This window comes from Streptomyces sp. NPDC057697 (assembly GCF_042799335.1).
Classification (GTDB): domain Bacteria; phylum Actinomycetota; class Actinomycetes; order Streptomycetales; family Streptomycetaceae; genus Streptomyces.
The window spans coordinates 292,647-309,239 of sequence record NZ_JBHVJA010000010.1 but is presented as its reverse complement, the minus strand read 5'-3'; the positions used below and the strand labels follow the sequence as shown (position 1 = coordinate 309,239).

General features: G+C 70.3%; 16 protein-coding genes. 8 read left to right on the top strand and 8 right to left on the bottom strand.

Annotated features, from left to right (window positions below; all coding sequences use genetic code 11):
• Positions 1–39: 39 nt before the first annotated feature.
• The gene (locus tag ACFVFH_RS25460) at positions 40–813 is read right to left on the bottom strand and encodes a DUF4232 domain-containing protein (protein ID WP_383772644.1); all 774 of its coding nucleotides are present in this window, start codon (positions 811–813) and stop codon (positions 40–42) included.
• A gap of 488 nt (positions 814–1,301) precedes the next feature.
• Here ACFVFH_RS25460 and ACFVFH_RS25455 point away from each other — a divergent pair, with 488 nt between their 5' ends.
• The 4 genes from ACFVFH_RS25455 (at position 1,302) to ACFVFH_RS25440 (ending at position 6,502) form a co-directional block, all read left to right on the top strand.
• Positions 1,302–3,626 carry an alpha/beta hydrolase gene (locus ACFVFH_RS25455; protein WP_383772642.1) on the top strand — a complete coding sequence of 775 codons (2,325 nt, stop codon included), beginning with the start codon at positions 1,302–1,304 and terminating at the stop codon, positions 3,624–3,626.
• A complete protein-coding gene (locus ACFVFH_RS25450) occupies positions 3,623–4,228 on the top strand; it encodes a hypothetical protein (protein WP_383772640.1) in 606 nt (201 codons plus the stop codon). The genes ACFVFH_RS25455 and ACFVFH_RS25450 overlap by 4 nt, the downstream gene beginning before the upstream one ends.
• A gap of 244 nt (positions 4,229–4,472) precedes the next feature.
• Positions 4,473–5,435 carry an NlpC/P60 family protein gene (locus tag ACFVFH_RS25445; protein ID WP_383772729.1) on the top strand — a complete coding sequence of 321 codons (963 nt, stop codon included), beginning with the start codon at positions 4,473–4,475 and terminating at the stop codon, positions 5,433–5,435.
• A gap of 335 nt (positions 5,436–5,770) precedes the next feature.
• Positions 5,771–6,502, top strand: coding sequence for a phosphatase PAP2 family protein (locus ACFVFH_RS25440; RefSeq protein ID WP_383772638.1), 732 nt, complete (start codon positions 5,771–5,773; stop codon positions 6,500–6,502).
• A 32-nt stretch (positions 6,503–6,534) separates the two neighbouring features.
• Here the strand turns inward: ACFVFH_RS25440 and ACFVFH_RS25435 are convergent, their stop codons facing one another.
• Complete coding sequence (locus tag ACFVFH_RS25435) at positions 6,535–8,154, bottom strand: FAD-binding oxidoreductase (RefSeq protein ID WP_383772636.1); 1,620 nt, start codon at positions 8,152–8,154, stop codon at positions 6,535–6,537.
• 84 nt (positions 8,155–8,238) lie between these two features.
• Positions 8,239–8,430, bottom strand: coding sequence for a hypothetical protein (locus tag ACFVFH_RS25430; protein ID WP_383772634.1), 192 nt, complete (start codon positions 8,428–8,430; stop codon positions 8,239–8,241).
• A 132-nt stretch (positions 8,431–8,562) separates the two neighbouring features.
• On the opposite strand from ACFVFH_RS25430, the gene ACFVFH_RS25425 reads away from it, so the two are divergent.
• Together ACFVFH_RS25425 and ACFVFH_RS25420 are read left to right on the top strand one after the other, a co-directional pair.
• On the top strand, positions 8,563–9,468 hold the full coding sequence (locus ACFVFH_RS25425; RefSeq protein WP_383772632.1) for a hypothetical protein: 906 nt from the start codon (positions 8,563–8,565) through the stop codon (positions 9,466–9,468).
• Between the two features lie 137 nt (positions 9,469–9,605).
• Entirely contained in the window at positions 9,606–9,800 is a 195-nt protein-coding gene (locus ACFVFH_RS25420) for a hypothetical protein (protein ID WP_383772630.1), read from the top strand.
• Positions 9,801–9,830: 30 nt separating this feature from the next.
• On the opposite strand, the gene ACFVFH_RS25415 is transcribed toward ACFVFH_RS25420, so the two are convergent.
• The gene (locus tag ACFVFH_RS25415) at positions 9,831–10,181 is read right to left on the bottom strand and encodes a metal-sensitive transcriptional regulator (RefSeq protein WP_329814405.1); all 351 of its coding nucleotides are present in this window, start codon (positions 10,179–10,181) and stop codon (positions 9,831–9,833) included.
• Between the two features lie 200 nt (positions 10,182–10,381).
• On the opposite strand from ACFVFH_RS25415, the gene ACFVFH_RS25410 reads away from it, so the two are divergent.
• Both ACFVFH_RS25410 and ACFVFH_RS25405 read left to right on the top strand, forming a co-directional pair.
• The gene (locus ACFVFH_RS25410) at positions 10,382–11,002 is read left to right on the top strand and encodes a DUF47 domain-containing protein (RefSeq protein ID WP_072488031.1); all 621 of its coding nucleotides are present in this window, start codon (positions 10,382–10,384) and stop codon (positions 11,000–11,002) included.
• A gap of 5 nt (positions 11,003–11,007) precedes the next feature.
• Complete coding sequence (locus ACFVFH_RS25405) at positions 11,008–12,006, top strand: anion permease (protein ID WP_383772628.1); 999 nt, start codon at positions 11,008–11,010, stop codon at positions 12,004–12,006.
• A 175-nt stretch (positions 12,007–12,181) separates the two neighbouring features.
• Here the strand turns inward: ACFVFH_RS25405 and pstB are convergent, their stop codons facing one another.
• The 4 genes from pstB to pstS all read right to left on the bottom strand — a co-directional run bounded on the left by pstB (position 12,182) and on the right by pstS (position 16,357).
• Positions 12,182–12,958 (bottom strand): phosphate ABC transporter ATP-binding protein PstB, encoded by a 777-nt coding sequence (pstB, locus tag ACFVFH_RS25400; RefSeq protein WP_344507432.1) that lies wholly within the window; start codon positions 12,956–12,958, stop codon positions 12,182–12,184.
• Between the two features lie 28 nt (positions 12,959–12,986).
• Entirely contained in the window at positions 12,987–14,072 is a 1,086-nt protein-coding gene (pstA, locus tag ACFVFH_RS25395; RefSeq protein WP_383772626.1) for a phosphate ABC transporter permease PstA, read from the bottom strand.
• Positions 14,069–15,064, bottom strand: coding sequence for a phosphate ABC transporter permease subunit PstC (gene pstC / locus ACFVFH_RS25390; RefSeq protein ID WP_383772624.1), 996 nt, complete (start codon positions 15,062–15,064; stop codon positions 14,069–14,071). Before pstC ends, pstA begins: the two co-directional genes overlap by 4 nt.
• A 156-nt stretch (positions 15,065–15,220) precedes the next feature.
• Positions 15,221–16,357: a phosphate ABC transporter substrate-binding protein PstS gene (gene pstS, locus ACFVFH_RS25385; RefSeq protein ID WP_383772622.1), complete on the bottom strand. Its 1,137-nt coding sequence runs from the start codon at positions 16,355–16,357 to the stop codon at positions 15,221–15,223.
• Positions 16,358–16,593: the final 236 nt, after the last annotated feature.

The following is a 16,593-nucleotide window of genomic DNA, read 5'->3' as shown; positions in this document are numbered from 1 at the left end:
GCGCCCCTCGGAGTTCGCCGTACGACCGGTTTCAGCGGGTCAGGACTTGCCCGCCGACTTCATGGAGTTCACCGCGTCGGCGATCGAGGCCTCGTACAGGCCGAGCTTCGGGTCGCGCACCTTGACGTCCGGGCCGAGCGCGAAGTTCTGGGTGTCCGCGTTGGGCATGTGGTCGCCGTCGGCGAGCACGTTCATCTCGTCGATCCAGGTCAGACCGTTGCCACCGCTCGGGTTGAGGTCGATCACCGCGATGGCGGCGGTCTTCGGCTTGACCGGGTAGGCCGGGGCGCCGCCCAGGCCGCCCGGAACCGCCGGAGTGATGTCGCCGCTGTGGTCCGACGCCTTCGCGGCGCCCAGGCTGACCCGCGGGAAGTAGCTGAGGCCGCAGGAGTTCGCGCCGGTGTTGTTGACCTCGATCACCTGCTGGGTGGCCGACCCCTCGCGGGGGTACACGCGCACCGAGAGGTCGCTGCTCTTGCAGGGGTGCTTGTAGGCGTAGCTGTCGCTGGTGTTGCCGCTCGCGGTGCTGCCGCCCTTGGACGAGCTCCCGTTCGAGGTGCCCGTCTTCGTGGCGCCGGCGTTCTGCGCGGTGCTGCCGGACTTCGAGGTGCCGGTGTCCGTGCCCGTGTCCGTGTTCTTCTTGGAGTCGGAGGACTGGGTGGCGTCCGACGAGGCGGCCGACGCGGTGTTGTCCACGCTGCCGGCGGACTTCGTGCCGGTGTCGTTGTCACCGCAGGCGGTGAGGGCCAGAGCGAGGATCGCGGTGACGGCGCCGAGGGCGGCGGTGTGCTTGCGGGTGCGGATCGTACGCATGAGAACTCCCAGGACGAGGGTGAGAACAAGGCCCGGATCCTGCGGCGAACCGCTCTCTCTGACCTCTTGACAACATCAGCATCCTGTGGATCGCTCACGTTCCGCTGACGCCTCACTGATGTCCCGCTGACGTTCACGGGACCGGCCCCGGAGCAGGTCCCGCCCCCGGTGCGCGGGTCCGCCGCGGCGCGTCCGCCGGGCTCGGCGCGGTGTCTCCCGGGGCCGGGAGGGGCGTGCGGGCGACTGGCCCGAACTGGCCTGTGACGCGCGGACATTGAGTCCGGCATTGGGCCCTGGGGCCCATGCCGGGCCCCGCGTGGTTGTGGTCGCATACGGATACCGGGGGGAACTGTCGCTGCAACCCACTCACAAAGCTGGGGAGACTCGCCGTGTCGGGCATACGAGAACTAGCGGTACCGGGTGGTGCCGCTCTGAGCACCGCCGCGGTCCCTCCGGGCAGACAACCCTTGTCACGGTCCTTGCAGGCGGTGCTGATTCTCGTCCGGCTGCTCTTCGTCCTCACGGTCGTCGGCACCTTCGACGTGCTGGTCGTGGCCTCGTCCGTCGACGCGCTGGACGGCCGGCTGATGGGCATGGTGCTGTACGCGGCGCTCCCCGGGATCGCCGGGTTCGTGCTGTCGCTCTACCTGCGGACCGGCGGCGTCTGGATCCGGCGCGGGCTCCTGGCGGTACACGCCTGGCTCACCCTCGGCGCGCTGGCGACGCTGAACGACGCGGAGAACGGGCGGGGCGTGACGCAGCTGGTGCTGCCCGTCCTCGTCCTCGTCCTGCTGTGCCGGCCCAGTGCGCGGGCCTGGTTCCGGCTCGCTCCCGAGCAGCGCGTCGAGCACCGGCCGTTCAGCGTCGTCCGGCGGATGGTCAAGTGGCGCCGGGACAACGGTCAGACCGCGATGGAGTACCTGGGCATGATCCTCGTGGTCGTCGCCCTCATCGGGGGCCTCGTGGCCACGGGGATCGGCGGGCAGGTGTCCGGCCAGCTCCGGAACGCCATCTGCCAGCTGACCGGAAGCGCCTGCCCGCCGCCCGGTGCCATCGCGGGCGGCAGCAACGGCCACGGCAAGGGGAACGGGACCGGGAACGGCCAGGAGAGCGGCGGTGCCAGCTCCGGCGCCGGTTCGGAAGGTGCCACCGTGACCGGTGGGACGGGAGCCGACGGATCGGACGCGACCGGCGGCGCCGGTGGTGCCGGTGGTTCCGGCGGTACTGGTGGCGCTGGCGGTGCTGGCGGTGCTGGCGGTGCTGGCGGTGTCGGAGGGTCTGAAGCCTCGGGTGGTGCCGGTGGCGGCGGTGGCGCAGGTGGTTCCGACGGCGCCGGTGGTTCGGATGGCACCGGCGGTTCTTCTACTGGAGTCGACGCGGGTAGACAATCCCCGACCACGGGTTCCGCCCCGCGCCCGGACGGCAACTTCTTCACCGGCATCGTGGGTGACGACGGTCTGCTCGGCGACGTCACCGGCGCCATCGACACGATCGCGCACCCGGTCGACACCGCCAGGGGCGTCGCCGACCAGTACGCCCAGGCCGCCAACAAGGCGGGCGACAAGTGGAACAAGGGCAAGTACGTGGCCGCCGCCTGGGACGTGACCAAGGGGTCCGGCGGAGGCGGCAGCGCGCTCACCGGGCTGCCCGGCTCCGGCGGCCGCGTCGAGTCGGCGGTACGCGACGGTGAACGGCAGTACCTCAACGACCGCATCCCGCGCGGCTCCAGCCCGGCCGGGCGCAAGGCGTGGTGGGACGGGCTGACCCAGGAGCAGCGGGACCGGTACCTGGAGCTCTCCCCGGACCAGATCGGCAGCCTGGACGGCATTCCGGTGGCGGACCGGGACAAGGCCAACCGCCGGAACCTGCCGGATCTGATCTCGAAGCTGGAGGGCCAGAACGACAAGGACTCGCGGGAGAAGCTGGCCGGGCTGCGCGAGATCGACCGGCAGCTGAAGGAGGGCAGCCAGCCCCCCATGTACCTCATCGGCATCAGCGACGAGGGCAACGGGCGGGCGATCGTCTCCTACGGCAACCCGGACACCTCGAAGAACGTGTCGGCCTACGTGCCGGGGCTGAACACCTCGCTCGACGAGGAATTCGCCAAGAACGACCTCAAGCGCGCCCGTGACACGGCCATCGGGGCCCAGGGCTACGACCCCTCCAGCGCGTCGATCGTCTGGCTCGGGTACGACGCGCCGCAGACGCCGGACGGGCTGTCGAGCCTGGCGGTCGCGGGCACCGGCCGGGCGGAGAAGGGCGGCGCCGCCTACTACGACTTCATGGGCGGCATCTCGGCCACCAACCAGAACAAGGACCCGCACATCACGGCCATCGGCCACTCCTACGGCTCGCGCACCGTCGGCGCCGCGGCCAAGCGCCTCGGCGGAATCCCGGGCGTGGACGACATCATCCTGGTCGGCAGCCCCGGAGTGGGCGTGGACCGCGCCGTGGACCTCGGCGTCGGTGCCGGGCACGTCTTCGTCGGCGCCGCCGCCAACGACCCGGTGACCAAGCTCCCGTCCAAGACGCAGGTCGTCGTGGGGGGCATCGGGATGATCCTGGGCGGTCCGGCCGGCGCGTACATCGCGGGCGACCTGGCCGACCCGGGCGACGACGACCTCTGGTTCGGCAAGGACCCGGCGAGCAAGGCCTTCGGGGCCAGGCGGTTCCCGGTGGACCCGGGCAAGCCGATGAGCTTCGATTCGCACTCGAACTACTTCAACCCGGTGCGGGACGCCGTGTCCGCCGACAGCATCGCCCTTATCGTGTCGGGACACTCCGACCGGCTCAAGATGGAGGAACAGCGATGAGGCGCAGATTCCAGATCGTCGCGGTCGCTCTGGCTGTCGGCTTCACGTTGTCCGCCTGCGGCAGCGAGAAGGCCCAGCCGGGTGCGGACACCAGCACCCCGGCAGCCGGGAGCGGGACGGGCGGCACGGACACCAAGGGGAGCAACATGGACATGCAGGAGGCCGCCGACCGGGCCGACGGCATGCTCGACGCGGTACTGAAGGAGATCAACCCCGAGGTCCAGTGGGCCCACGGCCCCACGACCAAGGGCAGCTGCGACGTGACGCGCAGACGCGCCGTCATGACCATCGTGTCGGCGGACCGCCGGCAGGGCTTCCTGGACCAGGTCGAGAAGTTCTGGCGCGCGAGCGACTACCGCATCAAGGCGAAGAACAACGACACGGAGTTCCCGGCGGTCTACGCGGTGACGAAGGACGGCTTCGGCATCAGCGTGAGCGTCCGGGCCAAGGGGCAGGCCTTCTTCGAGGCGGACACCCCCTGTGCGAAGGAGTCGAAGGTCGCCGACTCCGTGTCCAGGCCCAACGGTCCGGCGTACAAGGGCGTCTATCCGCTCCCCAGCCCCAACGTCCGCTCCGAGTACTGGTCCGCAGGGGCCCCCTGACGGCCATTCGGCGGCACCGCGGCGCACCGGCCGGTCGGTCCGGCCGGTGCGCCGGGTGCGCCGGGCGGCGCGTCCGGTGCGCCGGTCCGGTGGTTCCGTGCGCCGCGGTGGACGGCCGATGACCCCCGGTGACCCTGATTACTCGTACACACCCTCGAAACCGCCCATGAACACGTCCCCGATGGGGGATGGTTGAGGGGTGCGGAAATTCTGGGTGATCGGTGGCATCGGTGTCGGCATGGCCATGTGCTTCGTGGCGCTGCTCGTCGTCGGTACGTACTCCGCCGCCGCCGGGCTGGCCGGCTCCGGCCGTGGTGCCGTGGCGCTGGCCAAGGGGGCCGTGCCCGCGAAGTACCAGTCGCTGGTGCAGAAGTGGGGCAACCTCTGCCCCGCCATCAACCCCGCCCTGCTGGCCGCCCAGCTGTACCAGGAGAGCGGGTGGAACCCCCGGGCCCAGAGCCCCGCCGCCGCGCAGGGCATCGCCCAGTTCATCCCGGGCACCTGGGCCACCCATGGGATCGACGGGGACAACGACGGCGACCGGGACGTATGGGACCCGGCCGACGCGATCCCCTCCGCCGCCTCGTACGACTGCGAACTGGCCGGGTACGTGAAGAAGGTGCCCGGGGACCAGACGGACAACATGCTGGCCGCGTACAACGCCGGCGCGTACCGGGTGATCCGGTCCGGTGGGGTGCCGGCCATCTCGGAGACGCGGAACTACGTCACCATCATCCGTTCCCTGGAGAAGAGCTTCGCCAGGCCCGTCGGCCGCGTCGCGCCCTCGGAGCAGGCCGCCGGGGCGATCTACTTCGCCCAGAAGAAGCTCGGCACGCCCTACCTCTGGGGCGGGAACGGCACCCCCGAGCAGAACGGGCGGTTCGACTGCTCGGGCCTGACCCAGGCCGCGTACCGGACCGTGGACATCGAGCTGCCCCGGGTGGCGAACGACCAGTACAACGCCGGACCGCACCCCTCCCGGGACGAGCTGCTCCCGGGCGACCTGGTGTTCTTCTCGAACGACCTGGGCAACTCACGCGCCATCCACCACGTGGGGATCTACGTCGGCGGCGGGTACATGATCAACGCTCCGTACACCGGGGCCGTGATCCGGTTCGACAAGATCGACGCGCCCGACTACTTCGGCGCCACGCGCGTGACCAAGGACGGGGCCGCCGCCCTTCCGACGGCCCCGCCGGCGGCATGACGCGATGGCGGCGGTGGCCGGAACTCTCCGTGAAGCCTGGGCCCTGAGCTGCGACGACGAGTCTCTCTTCGATAACGTCATGGTGATCATTCGGTGGAGAGTGGAACGCGGGCACGGGAGACGTCGTTCCCTGAGTGGACCGGAACCACGGCACATCGAGCATGCGGCGGCTGTCCGAAAGGCCCTCGCGGGCAGGACAGCCGCACGGCACCGATCCACGCGGTACGGATCGGCGCGGTACGGATCGGCGCAGTGATCGAACCGACACGGGGGTTCGTCAAAGCGGTGCACATGGGCGTGCCCGCGGCAGCAGACAAGGCAAGGGGCCGCAGCAGATGGCTGGACTCGCACTGGATGGGTCGAACCCCGACGTCAGCCTGCTCTACGACATCAACGGACTCGCGAAGTCCGCTCCCACCTGGTTCGACCGGGTCATGGAGTTCGTCGGCGAGTACGGAATCATGCTCGGCATGGTCCTGGTGGTCCTGTGGTGCTGGTGGAGCGTACGCCGCCGCGGCACGGCCGACGACTCGGTGACGGCGGTCGCCGGAATCGTCTGGGCCCCGCTCGCCGCCGGGATCGCGCTCCTGATCAACATCCCGATCCGCGGATTCGTGCACCGGCCCCGCCCGTTCCGGGACCACCAGGGCCTGGACGTCCTGGTGACGGGGAAGAACGACTTCTCCTTCGTGAGCGACCACGCCACGATGGCGATGGCACTGGCCGTGGGGATCTTCGTGGCCAACCGGAAGTTCGGCGTCGCCGCGATCGCGCTCGCCCTCCTGGAGGGCTTCTGCCGGATCTACATGGGCGTCCACTACCCGACCGACGTCATCGGCGGATTCGCGCTCGGCACGGCGGTCGCCCTGCTGCTCGCCCCGCTGGCGATGATGCTGCTGACGCCGCTGGCGGCGGCCGTCTCGCGTTCGGAGCGGTTCGGGCGGCTCGTACGCTCGCGCAGGCCGGAGCCGGTGCCCGCGGCCGGTGGCCGGGCCGGGGCGTTCGGCATTCCCGAGCCGCGGCCGGGCACGGGCGGCGGGGACGGCGAGAAGGACCTCGCCGCGTAGCCGCCCGGCCGCCCACCGGACGCGACGGCCCGTCAGAGCCCCTGCGGAAAGGCGAAGAGGCGGCCGGGGTCGTACTGCTTCTTCAGCGTGGTGAGGCGCTCGGCCGCCGAGCCGTAGTAGGCCCGGCGCCAGTCCGTCAGCGCCGGGTCGGTGTAGTTCTGGTAGGCCGCGCCGGACGCGTGCCGACGCATCGCCGCGTGAGTGTTTTTCAGCCAGTCCCGCGAGGCGTCGCCCGCCGTGCCGGGGCTCCAGGAAGCGATGTACTGCGCCAGCATCCGCGAGCCCCGGTGGACGAAGGCCGTCGCCTGCGGGGAGACCCGGTTGATCGCCCCGCCGAGCGCGGTGAGCGCCACGGAGCCGGAGCCGCCGCCCCGCGCCACCGGGATCCGGGTGAACGCCTCGGTCCGGTCGAGCAGGGCCTGGACACCGGCCGGGGACAGGGAGCGGTCGTAGAAGTCCGAAGCGGCGGCGTACGTCTCGCGCCGGAGCGTGCCCCGGGTGGTGCGGCCGGGCGTCGTCCCCGGCAGATGGCACTGCGCGTCGGTGATGCCCGAACAGCCCGCGTACACGAGCATCGACTCCTGGTAGCTGCGGCGGCGCAGCGAGACGGAGGAGGCCGGGGCGCCGATCCGGTCGGCGAGGCGGTCGACGGCGTTCTGCAGGTCGCCGTAGGTGCCCAGGCTGAACGCGGCCACCGAGACGGTCGGGTCGACGCCCCCGGGACCGGCGTCGAGGTGCGCGGAGGACCAGATCTCGTCGGGCTGGGACGGGCCCCACTCCTGCCAGGCCGAGACGACGGACCGGGCGCGCGACCACGGCCAGGACATGTACGCGGTGACCGTCTGCGGGGCCTGGCGGGTGCGGAACGTCAGCTCGGTGACCACGCCGAAATTGCCGTTGCCCGCGCCGCGCAGCGCCCAGAAGAGGTCCGGATGGTGCCCGGCGTCCACGGAGAGGGTCGTGCCGTCGGCCGTGACGATGGTCGCCGCGGTCAGGCTGTCGCAGGTCAGGCCGTATGCGCGGGAGGCGACGCCATGGCCGCCGCCGAGGGTGAGGCCGGAGATGCCGACGGTGGGGCAGGAGCCGCCGGGGATCGTCAGACCGCTGCGGGCGAGGCCCTGGTAGACGTCGACGAGTCTGGCGCCCGCGCCGATCGTGCCGTCCCGGCCGACCCGGGACAGCGAGGAGACGTCGAGGACGAGGCGTCCGTTCCCGCTGGACCAGCCCGCGTAGGAGTGGCCGCCGCTGCGGATGGAGACCGGGGTGCCCGTGCGACGGGCGAAGGAGAGGCACTCGCGGATGTCCGCCTCGTGCCGTACGTAGGCGACGGCCGCGGGCTTCAGGTCGTCGAAGCGGGTGTTGTAGAGCTGACGGGCGGTCGGGTAGGTGGCGTCCTGGGGACGTATGAGGTTGCCGTCGAGGCTTCCGGCGAGTGCGGACCAGTCCGCCGCCCCGGCGGAGGAGGGCTTCGGCGGGGCCGATGAGGCGGGCGAGGCGGGCGCGCTGCCCGTGTTGTCCGCGCCGCCCGATGCGCCGGAGGCGCCGTCGGAGGCGGGCGTGCCGGTGCAGGCGGAGGTGGTGGCGCCGGTGAGTGCCACCGCGGCGCCCGCGGTGAGCAGGGTGCGCCGGGCCGGCGGGCGTGGCTGGTTCATCGGATCTCCGAGTCTTGGCGCTGACGGGCCGGACGGTGGGGGGCGGAGGCCGGGGGAAGCCGGGCCGGATGGACCGGGGAGGCGTCAGGGGGCTGCCGCGCGGTGCTCCGCGGCGTCCGTGCGGGCCCGGTCCCTGGAGCGTCGGGCCGGTCCGGACCAGCCGCAGCCGCAGCGTGCGGTGCAGAAGGAGCCGCGTTCCACGGTCGTGGGTTCGTGCCCGGGGGACGTGGGGTCGGGGGCGGTCGGCGGGACCTCGTCGGTGGGTCGGTCATGCACCCGACCACGGTACTGGGCACGGCCACCCGGCGGTGTGGCGGACGGGGGCGGCGTGACGGGGGACACGGGGCGTCGTTATGCGGAACGGATGGGCCTCTCGGCAGGCGTTACGGCGTTGGGGGTTGGCAGGCGATGGTGGTGCGGCAGCACAGGTCCGGAGGCGGGGCGCGCGCCGTCTGCGCCCTCGCCGTGGTCGGCGTGATGGCGACGGCCTCCGGGTGCTCCGGCGGCGGTGGCGGCAGCGCCGTGGCCGACGGGCAGGACGCGGCCGACGCCCTCGACACGGTCCACCGCGCGGCCGCGGTGCTCGCGGGGACGACGAGCGGGACCGGGACGACGGCCGTGGCCGGGGTCGGCCCCGCGTCCGGGGCCACCGCCGGGACCGCCGAGGTGCGCACGGCGATGGAGACCGCGGCGGGCGGTACGCGGGTGACCATCAGGGGCCGGGGCTCGTACGACTTCCGCAGCGGCAGGGGCCGGCTCACGGTCGTGCTGCCCCAGGACGCCGCCGGTGAGGACGAGCACCGCCCCATCACCGAGCTGCTGGCCCCCGGTGCGCTCTACATGAGGAACCGGGGCGCCGGGGTGCCCGCGGACAAATGGGTCAGGGTCGACACGACGGCCCTCGCGGACGGCAATCTCGTCACCGGCGGGGTGACCGATCCGATGGCCGCCGCGGAACTGCTGCGCGGGGCGCGCCGGGTGACGTACGTGGGCAGGACCGTGCTCGCCGGGGTCCCGGTGCGGCACTACCGGGGGACGGCGGAGATCGGGGCCGCCGCGCGCACGGCCGGTCCCGGCTCGCGCGGGGCGCTGGCCGCGGCGGCGAAAGGGTTCCGCACGGACACGGTGCCGTTCGAGGCGTACCTCGACGACCAGGGGCGGCTGCGCAAGGTGCGCCACCGGTTCAGCTTCGCCAACGAGGGGCCGCCGGTGGAGGTGGTGTCGACCACCTTGCTGTTCGGGTTCGGGGTGCCGGTGTCCGTACGGCTGCCGGAGGGGCGGGACATCTACACGGGGCGGATCCGGCAGCGGTAGCCAGGGGTGGACGGGTGCGGATGCGGGCGGTGGGATAGGCATGCCGGCCGTGACGAAATGGTCCGTCCGTGCCATGCGCGGCGCGTGGTCCGCTCCCTACGCTAGGAAGCCGGCGACGGCAGTGAGAGGTGAGTGACGTGGTGACGCTCAGCGTGCGGACCGTATCCGACCATGTGGCCCTCGCCGAGATCGAGCTCTGCGGTGAGCTGATGATCGCCGCGTCGGCCGCGATCGGGGAACGGCTCAGCGCGGACCGCATCGACGAGGTGCTCGACGTCCGCGTGATCACCGAGCGGACCACCGTCCCCCGGCAGGGCGACCACCGGGGGTGAGCGCGGCCCCGCGCCCGACGACCCCCGCCATCAGGTGCGGAGCAGCCGGGCGATCGCCTTCGTCGCTTCCTCGACCTTGGCGTCGATCTCCTCGCCGCCCTTGACCGCCGCGTCCGCGACGCAGTGCCGCAGGTGCTCCTCCAGGAGCTGGAGGGCGAAGGACTGGAGCGCCTTCGTGGATGCCGAGACCTGGGTCAGTATGTCGATGCAGTAGACGTCCTCGTCGACCATGCGCTGGAGGCCGCGGATCTGGCCCTCGATCCGGCGCAGCCGCTTGAGGTGCTCGGCCTTCTGGTGGTGATAACCGTGTATGCCGCGGTCGTGATCGGTGACGGTGGATTCCGTCTCCGCGGTGGTCCCGGCGGTCTCGGTGGTGGTCATTCCTGCCTCCCGTTTTCCCTTTACCCTGCCGTTTATATACCCCTGGTGGGTATATCCTAACGAATTCAGCTGAAACGTGACCGGGGGCCCGTGCTGATCACAGTGCCTCATGCGCGACACTGAAGAACGCCGGTTAGCCGTGGCCGGATGATGCGCCTAGCATCAGCCTGACCGAATCCAAAGCACCCCGAGGACCCCACGTGCGCTTTCGTCTGACCCCCAGGGAGACGAGCTTCTACGACATGTTCTCCGCGTCCGCGGACAACATCGTCACGGGCTCGAAACTCCTGATGGAACTGCTCGGGGCGGACTCTGCCTCCCGAGTCGAGATCGCGGAGCGCATGCGGGCAGCGGAGCACGCGGGGGACGATGCCACCCACGCGATCTTCCACCAGCTGAACTCCTCTTTCATTACGCCGTTCGACCGCGAGGACATTTACAACCTCGCGTCGTCGCTCGACGACATCATGGACTTCATGGAGGAGGCCGTCGACCTGGTCGTGCTGTATCAGGTCGAGGAACTCCCCAACGGCATTGCCCAGCAGATCGAGGTGCTGGCCCGGGCGGCCGAACTGACCGCCGAGGCGATGCCCGGTCTGCGGACGATGGACAATCTCACCGAGTACTGGATCGAGGTCAACCGCCTGGAGAACCAGGCCGACCAGATCCACCGCAAACTGCTCGCTCACCTCTTCAACGGCAAGTACGACGCCATAGAGGTGCTGAAGCTCAAGCAGATCGTGGACGTGCTGGAAGAGGCGGCCGACGCGTTCGAGCACGTCGCCAACACGGTGGAGACCATCGCGGTCAAGGAGTCCTGAACCACGTGGACACCTTTGCGCTGATCGTGACCATCGGGGTCGCGCTCGGCTTCACGTATACGAACGGTTTCCACGACTCGGCGAACGCCATCGCCACGTCCGTCTCCACCCGCGCGCTCACCCCGCGCGCGGCGCTGGCGATGGCCGCGGTGATGAACCTCGCCGGGGCGTTCCTGGGCAGCGGTGTCGCCAAGACCGTCAGCGAGGGCCTGATCGCGACGCCCGAGGGGCACAAGGGGATGGGAATCCTCTTCGCCGCGCTCGTCGGCGCGATCATCTGGAACCTCGTCACCTGGTACTTCGGGCTGCCGTCCTCCTCCTCGCACGCCCTGTTCGGCGGCATGGTCGGAGCGGCGCTCGCGGGCGGGACGATGGTGCACTGGGACGGGGTGCTCGACAAGGTCGTCATCCCGATGTTCGTCTCGCCGGTCATCGGCCTGGTCGTCGGCTATCTGGTGATGGTCGCGATCATGTGGATGTTCCGGAAGGCCAACCCGCACAAGGCCAAGCGCGGCTTCCGGATCGCCCAGACGGTGTCCGCCGCGGGCATGGCGCTCGGCCATGGTCTTCAGGACGCGCAGAAGACCATGGGCATCGTGGTGATGGCGCTGGTCATCGCCGATGTCGAGAGCCCGAGCGACCCGATCCCGGTCTGGGTGAAGCTGGTCTGCGCGCTGATGCTCTCGCTGGGTACGTACGCGGGCGGCTGGCGCATCATGCGGACGCTCGGCCGGAAGATCATCGAGCTGGACCCGCCGCAGGGGTTCGCCGCGGAGACGACCGGTGCCTCGATCATGTTCGGCTCGGCGTTCCTGTTCCACGCGCCGATCTCCACGACGCATGTGATCACCTCCGCCATCATGGGTGTGGGCGCCACGAAGCGGGTGAACGCCGTCCGCTGGGGCGTCGCCAAGAACATCATCCTGGGCTGGTTCATCACGATGCCGGCCGCGGCGCTGGTCGCCGCCGCGAGCTACGGGGTCGTGGTCCTGCTCTTCGGCTGACCGCCCGCCGTGCGCGCGGCGGTACGGAAACGGGGCCGCCCCCACTCCCTTCACGGGGAGCGGGGGCGGCCCCTTCGCCTTGCGGTGGCACCGCCATGCAGCACCTCAAGGCCGTCGTGGGACGGGGCGGGCGCGCCGGGTGGCGTGTCTCAGCCCCGCTGCCGGGCGGTCCGGATCATCCGAAGCGGCCCGAGATGTAGTCCTCGGTGGCCTGGACCGACGGGTTGGAGAAGATGCGTTCCGTCTCGTCGATCTCGATGAGCTTGCCGGGCTTGCCGACCGCCGCGAGGTTGAAGAACGCCGTGCGGTCGGAGACCCGGGCCGCCTGCTGCATGTTGTGCGTCACGATGACGATCGTGAAGCGCTCCTTCAGCTCGCCGATCAGGTCCTCGATGGCGAGGGTGGAGATCGGGTCCAGGGCGGAGCACGGCTCGTCCATCAGCAGGACGTCCGGCTCGACCGCGATCGCACGGGCGATGCACAGCCGCTGCTGCTGACCGCCGGAGAGACCGGAGCCGGGCTTGTTCAGCCGGTCCTTGACCTCGTTCCAGAGGTTGGCGCCGCGCAGCGACTTCTCGACGATCTCGGGCAGCCGGCTCTTCTTGTACGAGCCGTTCAGCTTGAGGCCCGCGGCGACGTTGTCGAAGATCGACATGGTCGGGAACGGGTTCGGGCGCTGGAAGACCATGCCGACCGTGCGGCGCACGGTGACCGGGTCGACGTTGGCCCCGTACAGGTTCTCGTCGTCCAGCAGCACCTTGCCCTCGACGCGGCCACCGGGGGTGACCTCGTGCATGCGGTTCAGGGTGCGCAGGAAGGTGGACTTGCCGCAGCCGGACGGGCCGATGAAGGCGGTCACGGAGCGGGGCTCCACGGTCATCGAGATGTCCTCGATGGCGAGGTGGGAGCCGTAGTAGGCGGACAGGCCGCTGACGTCGATGCGCTTGGCCATCTGAATCACTGCTTCTTTCGTGCCGCGGTCAGCGGCCGGTCTTCGGGGCCTTCCAGCGGGCGATGCCGCGGGCCACCAGGTTGAGGATCATGACGAAGGCGATCAGGACCAGAGCGGCGGCCCAGGCACGGTCGTACGACTGGTCGGTGCCGACCTTGTACTGCTCCCAGATGTAGAAGGGGAGCGAGGACTGTGCGCCCTCGAAGGGGTTGGTGTTGATCAGCTGGCTGCCGAAGACCAGCAGCATGATCGGCGCGGTCTCACCGGCGATACGGGCGATCGCGAGCATCACACCGGTGGTGATGCCGCCGATCGCGGTCGGCAGGACCACCTTCAGGATGGTGCGCCACTTCGGGACGCCGAGGGCGAGCGATGCCTCGCGGAGCTCGTTCGGGACGAGCTTGAGCATCTCCTCGGTGGAGCGGACCACGACCGGGATCATCAGGATCGTGAGCGCCAGCGAGCCCATCAGACCGGACGGCTGGGTCTTGGTCATCAGCATGATCGACAGGATGAAGAGACCGGCGACGATGGACGGGATGCCCGTCATGACGTCGACGAAGAAGGTCACGGCCCTGGCCAGGGCGCCCTTGCCGTACTCCACCAGGTAGACGGCGGTCAGCATGCCGATCGGGGCGGAGATCAGGGTGGCGATGCCGACCTGCTCCAGCGTGCCGATCAGTGCGTGGTAGACCCCGCCGGTCGGCTCGGAGCCGAGCACACCGGCCATCGAGTGGGTCAGGAAGTACCCGTCCAGGCGCTCCGCGCCATGGCTGACCGTCGTCCACAGCAGGGAGGCGAGCGGCACCACGGCCAGCAGGAAGCAGACCCAGACGACGCTGGTGGCGAGCCGGTCCTTGGCCTGGCGCCGGTTCTCGACGACCGAGGTCGTGACGTACGAGATGACGAGGAAGAGGAGGGCGGAGAACAGCCCCCACTGGGTGCGGCTCTGCCAGCCCGCGGCCATGCCGGTGCCCACGCCCAGGGCGAGCGCGAGGACCGCGAAGGCGACGGGGGCCCAGCGGGGCAGTGCCCGGCTGCTCAGGCTGCTCGAAGGCGCGGCCGCCGTCGCGACGGGGCGCTCCTGTATGCCGGTGTTGGCTGCCTGGCTCATGCGTTGGCCCCCGAGTATTCCTTGCGGCGGGCGATGATCAGCCGGGCCGCGCCGTTGACCAGCAGGGTGAGGACGAAGAGCACGAGGCCCGAGGCGATCAGGGCGTCCCGCCCGTACTCGTTGGCCTCGTCGAACTTCGCGGCGATGTTCTGGGCGAAGGTGCCGCCGCCCGCGTTGAGCAGGTGGCCGGAGATGATGAAGCTCGGCGACAGGACCGTGGCGACGGCCATCGTCTCGCCGAGCGCGCGTCCCAGGCCCAGCATCGAGGCGGAGATCACGCCGGAGCGGCCGAAGGGGAGCACCGAGAGGCGGATGACTTCCCAGCGGGTGGCGCCCAGGGCGAGGGCGGCTTCCTCGTTCATCCTCGGGACCTGGAGGAAGACCTCGCGGCTGACGCTGGTCACGATCGGCAGGATCATGATCGCGAGCAGGATGCCGACGGTGAAGAGCGAGCGGGCGACGCCGACCTCGGTCTTCTCGAAGATGTACGTCCAGCCGAAGAACTGGTCGAGCCAGAGGTTCGGGCCTTCGAGGTACGGGACGAGGACGAGGGCGCCCCAGATGCCGTACACGATGCTCGGCACTGCGGCGAGCAGGTCGACGACGTAGGCGAGGGGTGCGGCCAGCTTGCGCGGCGCGTAGTGCGAGATGAAGAGCGCGATGCCGACAGCGACCGGGACGGCGATGGCCATCGCGATGATCGAGCTGACGACGGTGCCGAAGAGGAGGACCGCGATGCCGAAGACCGGCGGGTCGCCCGCCGGGTTCCAGTCGAAGGTGGTGAAGAAGTTGCCCTCGTCCTTGGAGACGGCGAGGGAGGCGCGGTACGTCAGGAACACGGCGATCGAGGCCATGATCACGAGCAGCAGAATGCCCGAGCCCCTGGAGAGGCCCAGGAAGACCTTGTCGCCCATGCGGCCGGAGGAGGTCCCGGCGCGTCGGCGCGCCACCGGCGCGGCCGGCGGCGTTTCTATCGGTGTGGTGGAAGCCATGGTCTTTCCGGTCTGTGTGGGGGAGCGGTCTGGCTCCCCTGGCGGCGGTGCACCGGATGGGGGGTGGCGGACCGGTCCGGAGGGGTGCACCGGACCGGTCTGCCAGATGTTGCTGATGTTGCTGGGGGTGTTACTGGTGGCGCTTGCGCGGCCTGGTTACGAGAGGGACGCGATGGTCTCGCGGACCTTGGCGTTGATCTCGGCCGGGATCGGCGCGTAGCCGGCCTCGGTGAGGAGCTTCTGGCCCTCGTCACCGGCGGTGTAGTTCAGGAAGGACTTGACCGTGGGAAGGGTCTCGGCCTTGTTGCCCTTGTCGCAGACGACCTCGTAGGTCACCAGGACGATCGGGTAGGCACCCTCGGCCTTGGTGGTGTAGTCCAGCTCCAGCGCCAGGTCCTTGCCGGTGCCCTTGATCTTGGCGGCGGCGATGGCCTTGGAGGCGTTCTCGGAGGTGGCCTTGACCGGGGCGGCGCCGCCGGTGTTGATGTCGACGGTGGAGATCGACTGGGAGGTGGCGTAGCTGAGCTCGAAGTAGCCGATCGAGCCGTCGACCTGCTTCACCTGGGCGGCGACGCCGGAGGAGCCGGACGCGGCCTGGCCGTTGGGGGCCGGCCACTTCTTCTCGGCCTCGTACTTCCAGTCGCTCGGGGCGGCCGCGCCGAGGTACTTGCCGAGGTTCTGCGTGGTGCCGGAGTCCTCGGAGCGGTGGAAGGGCTGGATCGCCTTGTCCGGGAGCTTCGCGCCCGTGTTGAGCTTGGCGATCGCCGGGTCGTTCCACTTCTTGATCTTGGTGTCGAAGATCTTGGCGAGCGTGGGGGCGTCCAGCGTGAGGCTGTCGACACCCTCCAGGTGGAAGCCGATCGCGATCGGGCCGCCGACCATCGGGAGGTTGATGCCCTGGCCGCCCGTGCAGATCTTCTTCGAGTCGGCGACCTCTTCGGGCTTCAGCGCCGAGTCGGAACCGGCGAAGCCGACCGTGCCCTGGTTGAAGGCGACGATGCCCTCACCGGAGGAGGACGACTTGTAGTTGATCTCGACGCCCTTGCAGCCGGCCATGTAGTTCTTGGCCCAGAGGTCCATGGCGTTCTTCTGCGCGCTGGAGCCGGAGGCGGGCAGCTGACCCTTGGCGTCGTCGCACTTGATGTTCGACGCGGCGGTCGTCTTCCCGCCGTTGCCGCCGGTGGAGCCGCCGCTGTTGTCGTCCGAACCGCACGCCGTGAGGACCAGGGCGCCGGAGACGGCGAGGGCACCGAGCGCGGTGGCACGAAGCCGGTTCTTGCGCTGAAGCTTCACTTTTCGGGTGTTCCTTCCAGGAGCCGCCGAGGTCTTTTTCGTTCTACGACGGCGTGCGATGTGATGGGTGCTCCGGCGTTTCGCCGTGCACCGTGTACTGCCGAAGTTAGGCAGAACAGGTGAAGCGGCCTACGGGAGAGAGTGAACGGAAGGTGAACCGTGCAGGACGGTGCGGTTCTCGCCCCGGCCGGGCGTTCCGCCCTGTTCCGTTCCCGGCCGGGCGTTCCATCCTGTTC

Coding starts and splice junctions, on each gene's coding strand:
- pstC (WP_383772624.1), bottom strand. CDS start 15,064: ATGGCTTCCACCACACCGATAGAAACGCCGCCGGCCGCGCCGGTGGCG.
- ACFVFH_RS25425 (WP_383772632.1), top strand. CDS start 8,563: ATGGTGGTGCGGCAGCACAGGTCCGGAGGCGGGGCGCGCGCCGTCTGC.
- pstA (WP_383772626.1), bottom strand. CDS start 14,072: ATGAGCCAGGCAGCCAACACCGGCATACAGGAGCGCCCCGTCGCGACG.
- ACFVFH_RS25460 (WP_383772644.1), bottom strand. CDS start 813: ATGCGTACGATCCGCACCCGCAAGCACACCGCCGCCCTCGGCGCCGTC.
- ACFVFH_RS25435 (WP_383772636.1), bottom strand. CDS start 8,154: ATGAACCAGCCACGCCCGCCGGCCCGGCGCACCCTGCTCACCGCGGGC.
- pstB (WP_344507432.1), bottom strand. CDS start 12,958: ATGGCCAAGCGCATCGACGTCAGCGGCCTGTCCGCCTACTACGGCTCC.
- ACFVFH_RS25450 (WP_383772640.1), top strand. CDS start 3,623: ATGAGGCGCAGATTCCAGATCGTCGCGGTCGCTCTGGCTGTCGGCTTC.
- ACFVFH_RS25440 (WP_383772638.1), top strand. CDS start 5,771: ATGGCTGGACTCGCACTGGATGGGTCGAACCCCGACGTCAGCCTGCTC.
- ACFVFH_RS25415 (WP_329814405.1), bottom strand. CDS start 10,181: ATGACCACCACCGAGACCGCCGGGACCACCGCGGAGACGGAATCCACC.
- ACFVFH_RS25445 (WP_383772729.1), top strand. CDS start 4,473: ATGTGCTTCGTGGCGCTGCTCGTCGTCGGTACGTACTCCGCCGCCGCC.